Below are 15,687 nucleotides of genomic sequence, written 5' to 3'. Positions count from 1 at the left end.
ATTTGAGTATCAACAAACCCAAACTATGATCAAAAACTACTTTAAAAAGCTCTTACTGGTCTTTTTAGTGGCAGCAAGCGCACAAACTTTTGCGCAGGAAGTGCCCGATCCAAAATCCCATTTTGGTTTTAATATTGGAGACGATTACCAGCTGGCTACGTATACACAAACCGAAGCTTATTTTAAAAAATTGGCGCAAACGTCTAAACGTGTCAAATTAGTCGATATCGGTAAAACTGAAGAAGGCAGAACCCAATATATGTTGGTTGTTTCTTCCCCAAAAAATATCGAAAATCTCGAGCGCTATAAGCAAATTTCGCAAAAATTGGCCCAAGCCCAACTTAGCGACGAAGACGCAAAAAAGTTGGCGCAAGAAGGTAAAGCGGTGGTTTGGATTGACGGCGGTTTACATGCAACGGAAACAGTTGGCGCACATCAATTGATCGAAACGGCGTATCAATTTGCATCTAAAACCGATCCCGAAACCATGCGGATTTTGGATAACGTAATCATCTTATTTACACATGCAAATCCTGATGGACAAGAGCTGGTGAGCAATTGGTATATGAGAGAGAAAGACCCTAAAAAAAGAAGCTTGTCTGGTTTGCCTCGCCTATATGAGAAATATGCCGGACACGACAACAACCGGGACTTTTTTATGCTTAACCTCAAAGAAACGCAAAATATCGGGCGACAGTTGTTTGTAGAGTGGATTCCGCAGATTATGTATAATCACCATCAAACGGGGCCCGCGGGAACTGTCGTTGCAGGTCCTCCGTACAGAGATCCTTTCAACTATGTTTTTGATCCGACTATTTTAACCAGTCTTGACGCCGTTGGTGCCGCTATGCACAATAGAATGAATGTAGAACACAAGCCGGGTTATACGCAACGCGGCGGTTCTGTTTATTCTACCTGGTACAATGGCGGTTTGCGTACAACCACCTATTTTCACAATATGGTGGGTTTACTTACAGAAATTATCGGCAGTCCGACACCATCAGAAATTCCTTTGGTACCTTCTCGTTTGCTGCCAAGTGGCGATACACCAAACCCTGTTACGCCCCGCAAATGGTATTTTAAAAACTCTATAGATTATTCTGTTTCGCTTAATTATGCTGTATTGGGTTATGCACAACGTTATCGAGACGAGCTGCTGTACAACATTTATCAGATGGGCAAAAATTCTATAGAAAGAGGGCAAAAGGACAATTGGTCTTTCTCTCCTAAAAAAATAGATGCAATAACGGCTGCAGATAAAGCCGAACCTAAAAATGCAGATTTTAGCGGCCGCCGTTCTTTTAGCATGAAAGCTTTTGATACGGTAATGAATAACCCGGCAAACCGCGATGCACGCGGATATATTCTTTCGGCAAATCAGCCAGATTTTAATACGGCAATTAAGTTCTTAAATGCGCTCATTAAAACCGGAATTGTTGTTCAGAAAGCAACTGCAGATTTTACTGTAGAAGGGAAAAAATATCCTGCCGGAAGTTATATCGTGAAAACCAATCAGGCTTTCAGGCCACACGTTCTTGATATGTTTGAACCACAAGATCACCCGAATGATTTCAAATATCCAGGCGGGCCACCGATTGCGCCTTATGATGCTGCTGGTTGGACTCTAGCTTATCTGATGAATGTGAAATTTGATCGTATACTAAATGATTTTTCCGGGCCATTCAAAATTTTGGAAACCGGTGTATTGCTATCCCCTGAAAATACCGTTGCGAAAGGGAAAGGATTTATTCTTAGCGCAAAGCAAAATGATTCTTTTACCGCGGTGAACGATCTTTTGAATGCAGATATCGCGGTAGAGAGAGATTTATCCAATGGAAATTTTTATGTAAAAAGTTCGGCTAAAGCAATTGGGGTTTTGCAAAAAGCGAATGTAAAATCGACAGCTGGAAATGAACCAAAAAATAAAGCTAAAGTGTCAAAAGCCAGGATTGCTCTTTGGGATGTTTATGGAGGTTCTATGCCTTCTGGATGGATTAGGTGGATGATGGAACAATACCATTATGCGGTAGAACTGGTTTACGCAAAAGATATTGATGCCGGAAACCTGAAATCCAAATACGACGTAATTGTTTTTGTTGGCGGAGCAATTCCGGCTGTTGGTGCAAATAGTAGTATGCGCAATTTTGGCCCTAAACCGGAAGATGTTCCCGAAGAATATAAAAATCGTATTGGCAGAATTACTTCCGAAAATTCTATCCCTCAGCTTAAAAAATTTATGGAAGATGGCGGCCGCATTGTGACGATGGGCAGCAGTACAAATCTTGCCTATCAATTGGGATTGCCGGTTAAAAATGCAATAGTAGAAAACATTGGTGGAAAGGAAACTAAACTTCCGGATGAAAAATACTATATCCCAGGAAGTGTTCTGCAGACAGAAATTGATCAGGCGAAAGCTGCGAACTGGGGTTTAGATAAATTTACAGATGTTTACTTTGATGAAAGTCCGGTTTTTAGAATCGACACATCTTCATCATCAGCGTACAAAATTGAACCGCTTATGTGGTTTAATTCTAATACGGCACTTCGCAGTGGCTGGGCATGGGGTCAAGCCTATCTAAAAGATGGCATAACCAGTTTTCAATCTCAGATTGGCAAAGGAACACTGTATGCTTTCGGGCCTGAAATTACCTTCAGGGCACAAACGCATGGAACATTTAAGTTATTGTTTAACCAGTTATACAAACAATAAATACAGCTGGCCGGAAAATTATTCTGATGTTAACGCCTGGCAATGTTGCCATTGTCTGGCGTTAACTTTACTTTTAGCTTACCATCTGGCCGGTTTTTCAGCATAATTTTGCGGTATGAAAGTAGAAATCTGGTCGGACGTAATGTGTCCTTTTTGTTATATTGGTAAAAGCCATTTTGAGAAAGCAATAGAACAATTGCCTTTTAAAAATGAAATTGATGTTGAATGGAAGAGCTTCCAGTTAAGTCCGGAATACCACAACACCACTAACGAAAATGTTTACGAACATCTGTCTAAAAGCAAAGGAATGAGCGTAGCGCAGGCTAAACAGATGACTAAACAGGTGGTAGATATGGCGGCAAATACTGGTTTAACCATTAATTTTGACACCAATATCCCAGCAAATACATTTAATGCACATCGGGTTATCCATTTAGCAGCTAAACATGGTTTACAAAATGCAGCGGAGGAAGCTTTTTTTGAAGCACACTTTGTACATGGAAAAAATATCGGCGAGCTGAGCATTTTACTTGACATTGCTGCAGAAATTGGCCTCGACCGGTCTGAAACAGAGAATATGTTATCTGGAGAAGAGTTCAAAGAAGCTGTTCGTTACGATCTTTATGAAGCGCAAAATATTGGCGTAAGAGGTGTTCCATTTTTTGTGCTAGACAGAAAATTTGCCATTTCTGGCGCGCAACCAGTAGATGCTTTTAAAGAAGCATTAACAAAAGGTTTTAATGAGTGGAAAGCGGCGCAGCCAAAAACTACATGGACTTCATTAAACAAAAGTGATGACGCAATTTGCGACGAAAATGGCTGTGAAATTTAAAATTTATTAGCAGAACGTAACTTGTATGTTCTGCTAATTTACCGTTTTAACGGCGTTAATAAATATTCCAGGCCATTTACTCTAATTTCAAACATTGTGGCCATTAAATCACCTAATTTTCCTTTAGGAAAACCTTTGTCTTTATACCAAAGCAAATAACTTTCAGGGATATTGCAAATTAAATATCCTTTATACTTCCCGTAAGGCATTTTCATATTCACTAAATCGATCAGCAGTTTTGGATCCATTTTTAAATGATAAAATCTAAGTAATTGTCTTTATTTATTATGGTGAAAGATGCATTCGGGTAGTTTTTGGCAAAAAAGCCGGGCACTTTCTTCTTTTGATTGGTCCATTTAAAATCAACCGCAGTTAACTGGCCGTCTTTTACCTCAACTAAATCAATCTCGTGTTGGTCTTAGGTTCTCCAAAAAAAGTGATTGACGTTAAAACCTTAATTCCGTCAACAGGCTGACTCAATTAACGTTTTTAATCAATTAGTTCTAAAACTTGAATAGCTTCTTCCACCGTCGCGATATTATCGAATGCAATTCTCAAAGTGTTTTTAACTTCTTTTAAATTGCACATTCTTGGGTGATTTTGTGCGAAATTCAGGATTTTATTAAAAATTTCAGAATCAAAGTAGGCCGATTGTTTGTCGCTCAGGAAATATCCGCGCAGCGTATTTTTCTTAAAACTGATTTTCTCAAAACCAAGTTTTTTACCCAGCCATTGTAAACGAACAACGCTCAACATGGTTTTTACCTGCGGTGGAACCGGGCCGAAACGATCTGCAAGATCCTTTTCAAAAATGTTCAGTTCGTTTTCGGTATCCAGTTTGGATAATTCTGTATACAGATTATATCGCTCTGTTATGTTGGTTATGTATGCGTCTGGAATATACAATTCCAGATCTGTATCGATTTGTGTAAAACCTACAAAAGGCCTTGCAGGCTCATTCTCAAAGAGGCCTTTAAATTCAGCTTCTTTGAGTTCCTGAATGGCTTCATCCAAAATCTTGTGGTACATTTCAAAACCAATTTCTGCGATGAATCCACTTTGTTCTGCTCCAAGTAGATTTCCGCTTCCTCGAATATCCAAATCTCTCATTGCAACGTTAAAACCACTGCCAAGATCAGAAAATTCTTCAATTGCACTTAGTCTTTTTCTCGCTTCAGAAGTTAAAGTAGAAAGTGGCGGAGATAGTAAATAACAAAAGGCTTTTTTATTGCTCCGTCCAACACGGCCGCGCATTTGGTGAAGATCACTTAAACCGAACATGTGCGCATGGTTTATGATTATGGTATTGGCATTTGGTATATCCAGACCCGCTTCGATAATTGTTGTTGCCACAAGAACGTCTTTTTCCCCATTGATGAAGTCGAGCATTACATCTTCCAGCGCATCTCCATCTAATTGCCCGTGTGCAATGCCTATACGTGCCTTTGGAACCAGTTTTTTGATTAGTCCACCCAATTGAGGCAAATCATTCACCCTATTGTGAATAAAAAATACCTGTCCGCCACGATCCAGTTCAAATTGTACCGCTTCTTGAATCAATTTATCGTTAAATACATGCAATTCTGTGCTAACGGGTTGCCGGTTTGGTGGTGGCGTGCTGATGATAGACAAATCTCTTGCGCCCATTAATGAAAAGTGAAGTGTTCTTGGAATTGGTGTTGCGGTTAGCGTAAGCGTATCTACATTTACCCGCAAAGCTTTTAATTTTTCTTTAGCGGTTACGCCAAATTTCTGTTCTTCATCAATAATCATGATGCCCAGATCTTTAAACTTCACATCTTTACTCAATAAACGATGTGTTCCGATCAATACGTCTACTTTACCCGCGGCAGCCTCTGCCAAAGTATCTTTAATCTGTTTGCTGGTTTTAAAACGGTTTATATAATCTACCGTTACGGGAAAATCTTTTAAACGCGAAGAAAAGGTTTTAAAATGCTGTAGTGCAAGAATTGTTGTTGGAACCAGTATTGCAGCTTGTTTGCCTTCTGCAACCGCTTTGAAAGCTGCACGTACGGCAATTTCAGTTTTACCGAAACCTACATCACCACAAACCAACCGATCCATTGGATGTGGCGATTCCATATCCTTTTTAACATCTTGAGTGGCTTTTAATTGATCTGGCGTATCTTCATAGATAAATGAAGCTTCCAGTTCGGTTTGCATATAGCCATCAGGAGAAAAGGCAGTTCCGGCCTGCGTTTTCCTAAGCGCATAAAGCTTAATTAAATCGCGGGCTATGTCTTTAACTTTTTTTTTAGTGGTCTTTTTCAGTTTGTCCCAGGCATCGGTACCCAGCTTATTCATTTTTGGTGCGCCACCATCTTTGCCGCTATATTTTGCAATGCGGTTTAACGAATTGATGTTTACATAAAGCAAATCATTATCTGCATAAACCAAACGAATCATTTCCTGGGTTTTGCCGTTTACTTCTACTTTTTCTAAACCGGCATATTTTCCAATTCCATGATCAATATGGGTAACATAATCTCCGGGTTTTAGTTCCCGAAGTTCTTTTAATGTTATAGCCTGACTGCGCTGATAACCTTTTTTGAGTTTGTATTTGTAGTAACGATCAAAAATCTGGTGATCGGTATAAAAGGCCAGATCCAGTTTTGGATCGATAAAACCCTCGCGCAACATACTGTTTACCGGTGTAAACTTTGCGGTTTTATCAATGTCTTCTAAAATGGCATATAGCCGTTCAACCTGCTTTGGAGAATCTGTAAAGATGAAATTTATGATTCCTTCTTTCTCATTTTCTTTTAGATTGTGGATCAGTAAATTAAAGTCTTTATTGAAAGAAGGTTGTGGTTTGGTTTCAAACTCGAAACGTAAATCTGTTTTATAAAAAAATTGCTTGCCGAACTCTGTTATAGGAAAATCCTGAAGATGATCTCCAAGCAAACGCTCGTCTGTAAATGCAAATTTAGGATCAATCCATTCGGGGTTTTGTGCCTTATCTGCCAAAGACAAAGCTTTCCACAGTTCTACCGCTTTCTTAAAACCGCCTTTAACAATATCTAAAGTAAATTCTACATCCTTAAACCAGAGTTGCGTATCTGCATCTATATAATCTAGAATACTAATGTTGCTTTCGGTCAGAAATTTAGCTTGTACATTTGGAACAATTGTTAATGATTTTACATCGGAAACCGAAAGCTGGCTTTCTATTTCGAAACTTCTGATGCTTTCTACTTCATCGCCAAAAAACTCGATGCGGTAAGGCAGATCAGAAGAAAAAGAAAAAATATCTACAATACCACCACGGATAGAAAATTGCCCCGGTTCATACACAAAATCGCTGCGGTCAAAATCGTAATCAATTAAAAATTCATTGATAAAATCTATGCCCAATTTAGCGCCGAGAGAGATTTCCAGTGTGTTTTTTTCGAGTGCAGAACGGTCAATTACTTTTTCGGCAATAGCTTCGGGATAAGAAACCACAATTTTTCCATATTCAGAATCGTGGTTCAATTCATTTAAAACTTCGGCCCTGGCCAAAACATTCGCCGTATCTACTTGCGTAAAATCAAAAGATTTACGGTAAGAAGAAGGAAATAACAAGACTTGTTTATCCAAAATACTTTCCAGATCGGATTGGAAATATGCCGCTTCTTCCCTATCGGGAAAAATAAAAAGCATTGGTTTGTGCAAAAGAAAATAGGAGGATAGCGCAACAACTGCGTCTGATGAACCCACCAAACCCTTTAATTGAATTTTAGGATTTTTAGAACTGTTTAACGCTTGCGTAAAGCCAGTTACCCGTTCATCGGTTTTGTATCTGTTTATTAAATCGCGAATATTCAAGGCGCAAATTTAAGGTATATCTTTAATTAACCCACAATTGAAGCAAAGGTTTTATACGCCAGAGACAATTTATTGGTGTATAATTAATCCATCGTATCGTTGCCTACTTCTTTATGATCTGTATGCGTTGTCTGATCACTGATCAAGCGCTGTGTTGGATAGGCAAAATCAGACTTGTTGCGCATTACAATCTCCATAATTTTGAAATTGATTTCTTCTTTCACCGTTAAATAGTCGTTGTAGGCCGTAATCGAAACAAAATAAATCACTTCAATATTTAAAGCAGAATCTCCAAAACCTTCAAAATATGCATTTCCATCTGCGCTTGTCGCTTCGTGTTCACGGATGTAGCTTTTAATTTCGCCTACAATTTTTTTAATGGTTTCGGCATCGGTTTCGTATGTAATTCCGAATGAAAATTTTACGCGTCTGAAGTTTCTAAGACTCATGTTTTCCAGCACACCATCAATCATTCCTTTGTTTGGAATCGTAGCCATCGTTTTTTCTGATGTTCTGATCAGCGTGCTTCTAAAACCAACTTTTTCTACTGTTCCTTCAACTCCGTCTACTTTTACCAGATCGCCAACTACAAAAGGTTTGTCCAGAAAAATAGTAAATGAACCGAGTAGATTTTCCAGGCTTTCTTTTGCTGCTAATGCGATGGCGATACCGCCGATACCTAAACCAGTGATCAGTGTGAGGACATTTACTTCGAAAACGAAACCCAGCAGCGTAAAAAAACCAATAAATACAACAATGGTTTTGAACAGTTCTTTTAAAAATGGAACCAGTTGATCGTCTGATTTATTTGCTGTTAAAGAGGCGCGATAAGAAAGTACATGACTGATAAAGTCAATAATTCTCAAGATGATCCAAAAGATGGATAAAATAATCAGAAAAAGAAAAATGCGGTCTATACATTCGCCTAAAGTAACCGGAATTAATTCTTTGTTTTTCCCAACCATTTTATGGTAATGGAAAATGGCAACTTCAAGCGGGTGTTTAAGTTGATTGATAGAAAGATAAAGCGTGCCAAAAAGGATAAAAACCTCAATTGGCTTCAATAACAATTCTACAAAAGTATCGTCATGTCCCTGGCTCGAAAAGCGCTGAAAAAGCTTAAACAATAATTTGCTAAGCAAACGGGAAACAATGGTTTTAAATATAATTCCTAATAAAAAAATGGTTCCGAAGAGGCAATATTCTTTTATTGTATTTCCCCAGAACACTTCGTTAAAAATGGAATAATCTAGCATGCTGACATAAAAAATTGGTTAAAGCGCTTTTTAAATCGCTTTGCGAGATGATGACACGCAAAATTTTGCTAAACAAAAAAACCTCCCAGATAAATTATCGGGGAGGTTTTTTATATAATGGTATAAATTATACTCTTTTAGATTTGATACGAGCAGCTTTACCAGTTAAAGCACGTAGGTAGAATAATTTTGCTCTACGAACTTTACCATAGCTATTCACTTCCACTTTCTCGATGTTTGGAGAACTGAAAGGGAAGATACGCTCAACACCAATACCGTTGCTCATTTTACGAACGGTGAAAGTTTCGTTTGCACCCGCACTATTACGTTGTATAACAACACCTTGGTAAATCTGAATACGTTCTTTATTACCTTCGCGAATTTTATAGTGTACGCTCACTGTATCGCCAGACTTGAACGCAGGGAAATCTTTTTTCGCGATGGCCTGCTCTTCAACAAATTTTACTAAATCCATGATTTTAAGCTATTAAATCGATATTTCAACCCGTGAAATTCGGATTGCAATATTAGGTAATTTTTTTGGAATAAAAAAGTCTATTTTAATTTTTTCCACAATCTTTTTGAAATCCACATTTCAAAGGGTTAATTGCTTCTATTTCAAAAGGTCAGGGCGTCGTTTCTGTGTACGCTCCAGCGCCTGTTCATGGCGCCATTCATTCACTTTTGCCTCGTGTCCGCTGAGTAAAATTTCGGGCACTTTATGGCCTTTCCAATCTGCCGGGCGTGTATATACAGGTGCGTCTAATAATTCGCCTTGAAAACTGTCCGATAGCGCAGAGGTTTCATCGTTTAACACCCCAGGGATTAAACGAACAACTGCATCTACAACAATCGCAGCCGGAAGTTCTCCTCCGCTTAACACATAATCGCCAACAGAAATTTCACGTGTTACATAAATGTCTCGTATACGCTGGTCAATTCCTTTATAGTGGCCGCAAAGAATCATGATATTTTTTTTATCCGATAATTCATTGGCCATGCTTTGATTTAGGGTTACTCCATCCGGACTCATAAAGATGATCTCATCGTATTCGCGTTCTGCCTGTAACTTTTCAATGCAGTTTGCAAAGGGTTCAATCATCATTACCATTCCGCTGCCGCCACCGTATTGGTAATCGTCTACACTTTTTTGTTTATGTGTAGAATAATCGCGAAGGTTATGTACAAAAATTTCGGCAATTCCTTTCTTCTGTGCACGCTGTAAAATAGAATGGGCAAAAGGGCTTTCTAGCAAGCCGGGTATAACGGTTATGATATCAAAACGCATGGCGCAAAGGTAAGTTTAATGGGCAAATTATTTATCAATCGGAAAACATTAAATCGTCCATTGATCGTGGATGATCGCCACCAGATAATACTGGTTCTCTAACTTTTTGAAAACAAGTTTTAAGCTGGTCCAGTCTAAACCTTTGTTTTTTTCGTCTTTGCCTTTAAAATAATATTCTATAAAGTGGAGATTTGGATAGGATTCTTTCAGGTTGTTTATGGTATTTCCTTTGCCAATAAAATCATCAAAACTTTTTTCATCTGCATTTAGGTAGTCGGCGTTGTAGATATATTGCTCTATATAGGGTTTTACTTTAAGTTTAATGGCCTCTCCGCTCCCGTCATAATGTCCCCAGGTTAAGGTCCAGTTTTTGGCTATTGCTTCGCTAAAATCTTTTCCTAAAATATGTTTATGTGTTGGATCAATATACCCGTAAGGAGAAAAGCGAACGCCATCTACCGGATGAAAAGTTGCTGCAAAGGCCGGATAATCTTTGTTTTTAAGCGCAGTTAAAATTTTGGTTGAGGCCTGTTCAACAGAATCCTGCAAGGTTGGTTTTTTTACAATATTCCCTTTATTTTCTGTAACCGCATTTTTTGTATTGCGTTTCTCAGGCTTGCAACCAAACCAGACCAATATTACAATGATTAGAATTAAAACCTGCCTCATGCAAGTAAAACGGAAAAGCCTGTAGAAAAGTTTACGGTGTTTATTGCTGAAGATAAATATCCAAAAGGCCGTCTGGTAAATCCAGGTTTAATCTTTTTTCTTCGTCATCTATTTCTACGATAAAATCTTCATTCAAAGGAAAAAGAATCTCGGTATCCTTATACATTACAGAAGCAACAAACTGTTGCGGATATTCATGCACTTCCAGAATTTCGCCAAGCTCGCCCAAAATTTCATCTACAGCTATAAAACCTTTAAGATCTGTATAGTAAAACTCGTCTTCGCCACGTTCTGGCATTTGTGAAAGCGGTAAATACAATTTCTTTTTTAAAAGAGGTTGTGCCTTATCGATGTGGTCGATGTCGTCAAAGTTAAAATAACCTGTTTTATTGGCCTGAAGTTTTGCTGATGAAACAAAGTAAGGCACTAACTTCCCATTCATATCGGCAAAAACAATATCAAAGGCGAGTTGTTCGTAATCGTCAAATTCAAAAAATAACTGAACTTCTCCTTTTAATCCGCGAGTTTTTGTAACGTAGCCAATATAAAATGCTTCTTCGTGTTTCATGTTTACCGAAAGGGTTTTTGTGCTTTTCTGGGTTTTGGAATGTTCCCGAACGCAGATTTTTATAGCTTTTGTCTTAAAATAGAAATAGCGCCTCGATAAATCGGGGCGCTATTTGTTGCATCAAAATAAATTAAATTATTCTGCGCCTTCTTCTTTAGTTGCTTCTGCTGCAGGAGCTTCTTCAGTCGCTTCAGGAGTTTCTTCAACAACTTCTTCTGCAACCGGAGCATTTTTAGCTGCAATAGCTGCTGCTCTGTCTTCTTTTTTCTTCGCTTCTGCTGCTAAAGCAGTTTTACGTGCTTCTGCTTTTGAAGTTGCCAAGCCTTCTGTTTTACCAGAGATTTTGCCAGACTTCGCATCTAACCAAGTTGCAAATTTTTCATCTGCTTGTTCTTGAGTTAAAGCACCTTTTTTCACGCCACCTTCTAAGTGTTTTTTATATAAAACACCTTTGTAAGATAAAATTGCGCGAGCAGTATCCGTAGGCTCAGCACCTTTGGTTACCCAGTCTAAAGCTTTGTCGAAATTAATATCGATAGTAGCAGGATTGGTGTTTGGGTTATAAGAACCTAAACGCTCAATGAATTTACCATCACGTGGAGCACGAGAATCTGCTACCACTACGTGGAAAAAAGGTTTTCCTTTTTTACCGAATCTTTGCAATCTGATTTTAGTTGCCATTTCTTAGTTTTGATTATGTATTCAACATAGTTCCCGGAGCTTCGTACTGCGGGGCTGCAAAGATAACTAAAATACTGGAAATTAAAAACATAGTTTAATTTCTTTGTTTTCAGCATATTTACCAGCACAGAACCAGAATATACGAATGAAAAGAATTGCAATTGATATGGACGAGGTAATTGCCGACGCTCTAACAAAATTTATAAAATTATACAACCGAGATTATAACGTTCCATTAGATTTAAAGATTGATGCCGGAAACGAAATATATCATCACGTACCCGAAGAAGTAAACCGCAAATGGTTTGAATATATTAACGAGCCTGGTTTCTTTCGCGATTTAGAAGTTATTGCCGACAGCCAAACCGTCATTAAAGCCCTTCAAGAAAAGTACGACGTATATATTGTTTCTGCGGCGATGGAATTTAGAAATTCGCTCACGGATAAATACGATTGGTTAGCAGATCATTTTCCGTTTATTGACTGGCAACACATTATGTTCTGTGGCAATAAAATTGTGCGCGCAGATATTATTATTGACGACAGAATTAAAAATTTCACCAATTTTGATGGCCGGCCACTGTTGTTTACTTCCCCGCACAACTTACTCATTAACGAATATGAAAGGGTAAATACCTGGAAGGAAATTGGCGATTTATTGCTGTAATTTTAAAAGCTAATCTGCATTTGTGTTGCGAAAAGATGTAACATTTCTGGATTTTGCCGTTCTAAAAACAAATACAAAACTATGTTAGTAACCACAACGCCTTCTGTTGAGGGCAAAAGAATAGTAAAATACATTGGTCTGGTCACTGGAGAAACCATTATAGGTGCAAATATCTTCAAAGATTTGTTTGCCGGAATCCGCGATATTGTTGGTGGCCGTTCTGGTTCTTATGAGCGCGTATTGCGAGAAGGAAAAGATATAGCCGTAAACGAAATGCAGCAATATGCATCTGCAATGGGCGCAAACGCAATTGTTGGTGTCGATTTAGATTATGAAACCGTTGGCCAGGGTGGCAGTATGCTTATGGTAACCGCCAGCGGAACCGCCGTAATACTGGAAGATTTATAAGTAAAAAGTCCCGCTAAATTTATTTGGCGGGACTTTCTCTTTTTAAAACGATAGAATATCAATTAATTTCAACCATCTGGTACTTACCTTTTCGGCATCAATATGTTTGATTGCATGATCGAAAGGTGTGAAAACAATTTCTTTATCGATTATACCAGCCATTTTACCGCGTTCGCCATTTACTAAGCCTTCAACTGCAGCAACACCAAGTTGACTAGCCAAAACGCGATCCATACAAGTTGGTTTTCCACCGCGTTGAATATGGCCCAAAACAGAAACTTTAGTATCGTAATGCGGATAATTCTTTTGAAGGATCTCGCCTACTTTAAATGCTCCGCCAGCATCATCGCCTTCTGCAACGATAATGATTTTTGAAGATTTGTCTTTGCGGCTGTGTTCCAGTTTGTGTAAAATGTCATCTGCATTCATATTTGCTTCCGGAATCATAATCGCTTCTGCACCGGCACCAATTCCGCTTCGCAAAGCGATTAATCCAGAATCACGTCCCATTACTTCAACGATGAATAGACGGTCGTGAGATTCTGCAGTATCGCGGATACGGTCAACGGCATCAATAACAGTATTTAGTGCAGAATCGTAACCAATAGTAAAGTCTGTTCCTGCCAAATCGTTATCAATAGTGCCCGGCATTCCCATAATGGGGAAGTCAAACTCTTCTGAGAAAACATTCGCACCGGTGAAGGTTCCATCGCCACCAATAACAACAAGTGCATCAATGCCGTGGGCTTTTAAATTTTCATAAGCAATTTTCCGTCCTTCAGGTGTTCTGAATGCCTCACTACGTGCAGTTTTAAGGATGGTTCCTCCACGTTGAATGATGTTTGCAACAGATTTTCTGTCCATTGGGATGAAATCATTGTTAATCAATCCTTCGTAACCACGGATAAATCCGGTTACTTGTATGTCATAATAAATCGAGGTCCGTACTACGGCCCTAATGGCAGCATTCATGCCCGGAGAATCTCCTCCAGAAGTTAGAACGCCTATATTCTGTATTTTATTCATTTGCTTTTTTTTGGCTTTTGAATACATCTAACGCACTTTGTAAGTATGCAGCATATTCTTTAGCGTCAAATATTGCGCCTTGCGGCTGAACAAGAGGTTTTAGGTCTTGTCCGGTAAGAACATAAAATGGTTGTGAGTTTGCATTATAATTTGTTGCCTGAAAATCAGCGTTCCAAGTTCCGAGATCTTTGGTGTCTTTACGTAGAATTTCTGATCTATGTACTTTTTCAGCAGGCATTTGTACAGATCTTTCGTCCACATATAGTTGAATTAAAACAAATTCGTCTTTAATTAAACGGCCCACTTCTGGATTTATCCAAACCCGGTCTTCCATTTCGCGGCAATTTACGCAAGCATGCCCGGTAAAATCAATCATTACAGGTTTATTGACTTTTTTTGCATACTCCAATCCTTCTTCAAGGTCAAAGAAAGCATTAAACCCACGTGGTGGATGTAGTAAGTCGCTGTATTTTACCTGAGCGGGAAATCCGGAGGGCGTTGTATTTGCTGATGCGGAAGAGTTGCCTCCAAGTACAAAATCTTGGGTATTGAATGGTGGCGCAAGACCGCTTAAAATATTTACAGGCGCACCCCACAAACCAGGTACAATGTACATGGCAAATGAAAATGAGATGATTGCAAAAAATAGTCTTGGAACCGATACGTATGGAACGTCACTGTCATGAGAAAACTTGATTTTGCCAAGCAGATAAATACCCATCAAAATAAATATTACGATCCATAAGGATAGGAAAATCTCTCTGTCAAACCACTCCCAGTGCCAAACTAAATCCGCAGCAGATAAAAATTTCAATGCCAAAGCCAATTCTAGAAAACCTAAACATACCTTTACGCTATTTAACCATCCGCCGGATTTTGGCATACTGCTTAAAAATCCAGGGAAAATCGCTGACAGTGTAAATGGTAATGCCAGTGCTAATGCAAAACCAAACATTCCTACCGCAGGGCCTAAAATGTTTCCTTTTGAACTTGCTTCTACCAGTAATGTGCCAATAATTGGACCTGTGCAAGAGAAAGAAACTAATGCAAGAGAAGCAGCCATAAAGAAAATGCCGCCTAAACCTTTGCTTGAATCCGCTTTTTGATCAATTTTATTTACAAAAGAGCTTGGTAGGGTAATTTCAAATGCCCCAAAAAATGAGATTGCAAATACTACGAGTAAAATAAAAAATGCAAGATTAAACCACCCACTGCTGCTCAGTTCATTTAATTTTCCTGAACCGAAAAGTAAGGTAATGAGCAAGCCAAAAACGACATAAATTACAATTATGGATGCGCCGTAAATAAGTGCCTGGCCTATCCCCTTTTGTCTGCTTCCGGCTCTTTTTGTAAAATAGCTGATTGTAAGCGGAACCATTGGAAAAATACAAGGCATTAAGAAGGCCAGAAAGCCGCCAATCAACCCTTTAATAAAAGTTTGCCAAAGCGTTAGTTTTTCTGAGTTATCTGTTGTGGTTTTTTCTACAGGAGAAGTTTGGGTTTTCTTTACCGTATCTGTGCTTACAGAATCTTTAACCAATGCATTGGCTGCGCTATCTTGTGCAGAACCAACTTCAGTAAACACCATATCGTCTGGTGGTGCGGTCAGGGTGGTGTCTTGAGTTACTAATGCGTAACTTTTAACAGCAGGAAGCATGAGAAATAGCGCCGCCATTAAAGTAAAAAATAAAATCTTTTTCATTTGTGTGTTTGTGTGTGAGTTTTGGAGCGTGAAATTAAGAATAATTTATCAA

At 38.7% G+C, this 15,687-nt stretch carries 14 protein-coding genes; 4 read left to right on the top strand and 10 right to left on the bottom strand.

Features of this window, described 5'->3' with window-relative positions; all coding sequences use genetic code 11:
• Window positions 1-25: 25 nt before the first annotated feature.
• Window positions 26-2,710 (top strand): M14 family metallopeptidase, encoded by a 2,685-nt coding sequence (locus ACJVDH_RS20235; protein WP_443945218.1) that lies wholly within the window; start codon window positions 26-28, stop codon window positions 2,708-2,710.
• Window positions 2,711-2,825: 115 nt separating this feature from the next.
• Window positions 2,826-3,542: a DsbA family oxidoreductase gene (locus tag ACJVDH_RS20230; RefSeq protein ID WP_443945217.1), complete on the top strand. Its 717-nt coding sequence runs from the start codon at window positions 2,826-2,828 to the stop codon at window positions 3,540-3,542.
• 38 nt (window positions 3,543-3,580) lie between these two features.
• Here ACJVDH_RS20230 and ACJVDH_RS20225 read toward each other — a convergent pair whose 3' ends face one another.
• From ACJVDH_RS20225 to ACJVDH_RS20190, 8 genes are all read right to left on the bottom strand, one after another.
• A complete protein-coding gene (locus ACJVDH_RS20225; protein WP_443945216.1) occupies window positions 3,581-3,790 on the bottom strand; it encodes a DUF3820 family protein in 210 nt (69 codons plus the stop codon).
• A gap of 241 nt (window positions 3,791-4,031) precedes the next feature.
• Window positions 4,032-7,370: a transcription-repair coupling factor gene (gene mfd, locus ACJVDH_RS20220; RefSeq protein ID WP_443945215.1), complete on the bottom strand. Its 3,339-nt coding sequence runs from the start codon at window positions 7,368-7,370 to the stop codon at window positions 4,032-4,034.
• A gap of 83 nt (window positions 7,371-7,453) precedes the next feature.
• On the bottom strand, window positions 7,454-8,626 hold the full coding sequence (locus ACJVDH_RS20215) for a mechanosensitive ion channel family protein (RefSeq protein ID WP_443945214.1): 1,173 nt from the start codon (window positions 8,624-8,626) through the stop codon (window positions 7,454-7,456).
• 127 nt (window positions 8,627-8,753) lie between these two features.
• A complete protein-coding gene (rplS, locus tag ACJVDH_RS20210; RefSeq protein WP_443945213.1) occupies window positions 8,754-9,101 on the bottom strand; it encodes a 50S ribosomal protein L19 in 348 nt (115 codons plus the stop codon).
• 138 nt (window positions 9,102-9,239) lie between these two features.
• Entirely contained in the window at window positions 9,240-9,914 is a 675-nt protein-coding gene (gene trmD, locus ACJVDH_RS20205) for a tRNA (guanosine(37)-N1)-methyltransferase TrmD (protein WP_443945212.1), read from the bottom strand.
• 48 nt (window positions 9,915-9,962) lie between these two features.
• On the bottom strand, window positions 9,963-10,583 hold the full coding sequence (locus tag ACJVDH_RS20200; protein ID WP_443945211.1) for a hypothetical protein: 621 nt from the start codon (window positions 10,581-10,583) through the stop codon (window positions 9,963-9,965).
• 40 nt (window positions 10,584-10,623) lie between these two features.
• Window positions 10,624-11,151 (bottom strand): ribosome maturation factor RimM, encoded by a 528-nt coding sequence (gene rimM / locus ACJVDH_RS20195; RefSeq protein WP_443945210.1) that lies wholly within the window; start codon window positions 11,149-11,151, stop codon window positions 10,624-10,626.
• A gap of 135 nt (window positions 11,152-11,286) precedes the next feature.
• Window positions 11,287-11,832, bottom strand: a complete 546-nt coding sequence (locus ACJVDH_RS20190) for a 30S ribosomal protein S16 (protein ID WP_443945209.1) — start codon at window positions 11,830-11,832, stop codon at window positions 11,287-11,289.
• A 145-nt stretch (window positions 11,833-11,977) separates the two neighbouring features.
• Here ACJVDH_RS20190 and ACJVDH_RS20185 point away from each other — a divergent pair, with 145 nt between their 5' ends.
• Both ACJVDH_RS20185 and ACJVDH_RS20180 read left to right on the top strand, forming a co-directional pair.
• Window positions 11,978-12,499 (top strand): 5' nucleotidase, NT5C type, encoded by a 522-nt coding sequence (locus ACJVDH_RS20185; protein ID WP_443945208.1) that lies wholly within the window; start codon window positions 11,978-11,980, stop codon window positions 12,497-12,499.
• Window positions 12,500-12,580: 81 nt separating this feature from the next.
• A complete protein-coding gene (locus tag ACJVDH_RS20180) occupies window positions 12,581-12,907 on the top strand; it encodes a heavy metal-binding domain-containing protein (RefSeq protein ID WP_443945207.1) in 327 nt (108 codons plus the stop codon).
• Window positions 12,908-12,949: 42 nt separating this feature from the next.
• Here ACJVDH_RS20180 and pfkA read toward each other — a convergent pair whose 3' ends face one another.
• On the bottom strand, window positions 12,950-13,933 hold the full coding sequence (gene pfkA / locus ACJVDH_RS20175) for a 6-phosphofructokinase (RefSeq protein WP_443945206.1): 984 nt from the start codon (window positions 13,931-13,933) through the stop codon (window positions 12,950-12,952).
• Window positions 13,926-15,635 carry a protein-disulfide reductase DsbD family protein gene (locus tag ACJVDH_RS20170; RefSeq protein ID WP_443945205.1) on the bottom strand — a complete coding sequence of 570 codons (1,710 nt, stop codon included), beginning with the start codon at window positions 15,633-15,635 and terminating at the stop codon, window positions 13,926-13,928. The genes pfkA and ACJVDH_RS20170 overlap by 8 nt, the downstream gene beginning before the upstream one ends.
• Window positions 15,636-15,687: the final 52 nt, after the last annotated feature.

Origin of the sequence: Pedobacter terrestris (assembly GCF_052343045.1) — a bacterium.
GTDB lineage: Bacteria > Bacteroidota > Bacteroidia > Sphingobacteriales > Sphingobacteriaceae > Pedobacter.
This window is presented reverse-complemented; position numbering and strand designations above follow the sequence as displayed.

What these genes read in the sequence shown, in the direction of transcription:
- ACJVDH_RS20235 (WP_443945218.1), top strand. Translation starts at nt 26, where the DNA reads ATGATCAAAAACTACTTTAAAAAGCTCTTACTGGTCTTTTTAGTGGCA.
- ACJVDH_RS20230 (WP_443945217.1), top strand. Translation starts at nt 2,826, where the DNA reads ATGAAAGTAGAAATCTGGTCGGACGTAATGTGTCCTTTTTGTTATATT.
- ACJVDH_RS20225 (WP_443945216.1), bottom strand. Translation starts at nt 3,790, where the DNA reads ATGGATCCAAAACTGCTGATCGATTTAGTGAATATGAAAATGCCTTAC.
- ACJVDH_RS20215 (WP_443945214.1), bottom strand. Translation starts at nt 8,626, where the DNA reads ATGCTAGATTATTCCATTTTTAACGAAGTGTTCTGGGGAAATACAATA.
- rplS (WP_443945213.1), bottom strand. Translation starts at nt 9,101, where the DNA reads ATGGATTTAGTAAAATTTGTTGAAGAGCAGGCCATCGCGAAAAAAGAT.
- trmD (WP_443945212.1), bottom strand. Translation starts at nt 9,914, where the DNA reads ATGCGTTTTGATATCATAACCGTTATACCCGGCTTGCTAGAAAGCCCT.
- ACJVDH_RS20200 (WP_443945211.1), bottom strand. Translation starts at nt 10,583, where the DNA reads ATGAGGCAGGTTTTAATTCTAATCATTGTAATATTGGTCTGGTTTGGT.
- rimM (WP_443945210.1), bottom strand. Translation starts at nt 11,151, where the DNA reads ATGAAACACGAAGAAGCATTTTATATTGGCTACGTTACAAAAACTCGC.
- ACJVDH_RS20190 (WP_443945209.1), bottom strand. Translation starts at nt 11,832, where the DNA reads ATGGCAACTAAAATCAGATTGCAAAGATTCGGTAAAAAAGGAAAACCT.
- ACJVDH_RS20185 (WP_443945208.1), top strand. Translation starts at nt 11,978, where the DNA reads ATGAAAAGAATTGCAATTGATATGGACGAGGTAATTGCCGACGCTCTA.
- ACJVDH_RS20180 (WP_443945207.1), top strand. Translation starts at nt 12,581, where the DNA reads ATGTTAGTAACCACAACGCCTTCTGTTGAGGGCAAAAGAATAGTAAAA.
- pfkA (WP_443945206.1), bottom strand. Translation starts at nt 13,933, where the DNA reads ATGAATAAAATACAGAATATAGGCGTTCTAACTTCTGGAGGAGATTCT.
- ACJVDH_RS20170 (WP_443945205.1), bottom strand. Translation starts at nt 15,635, where the DNA reads ATGAAAAAGATTTTATTTTTTACTTTAATGGCGGCGCTATTTCTCATG.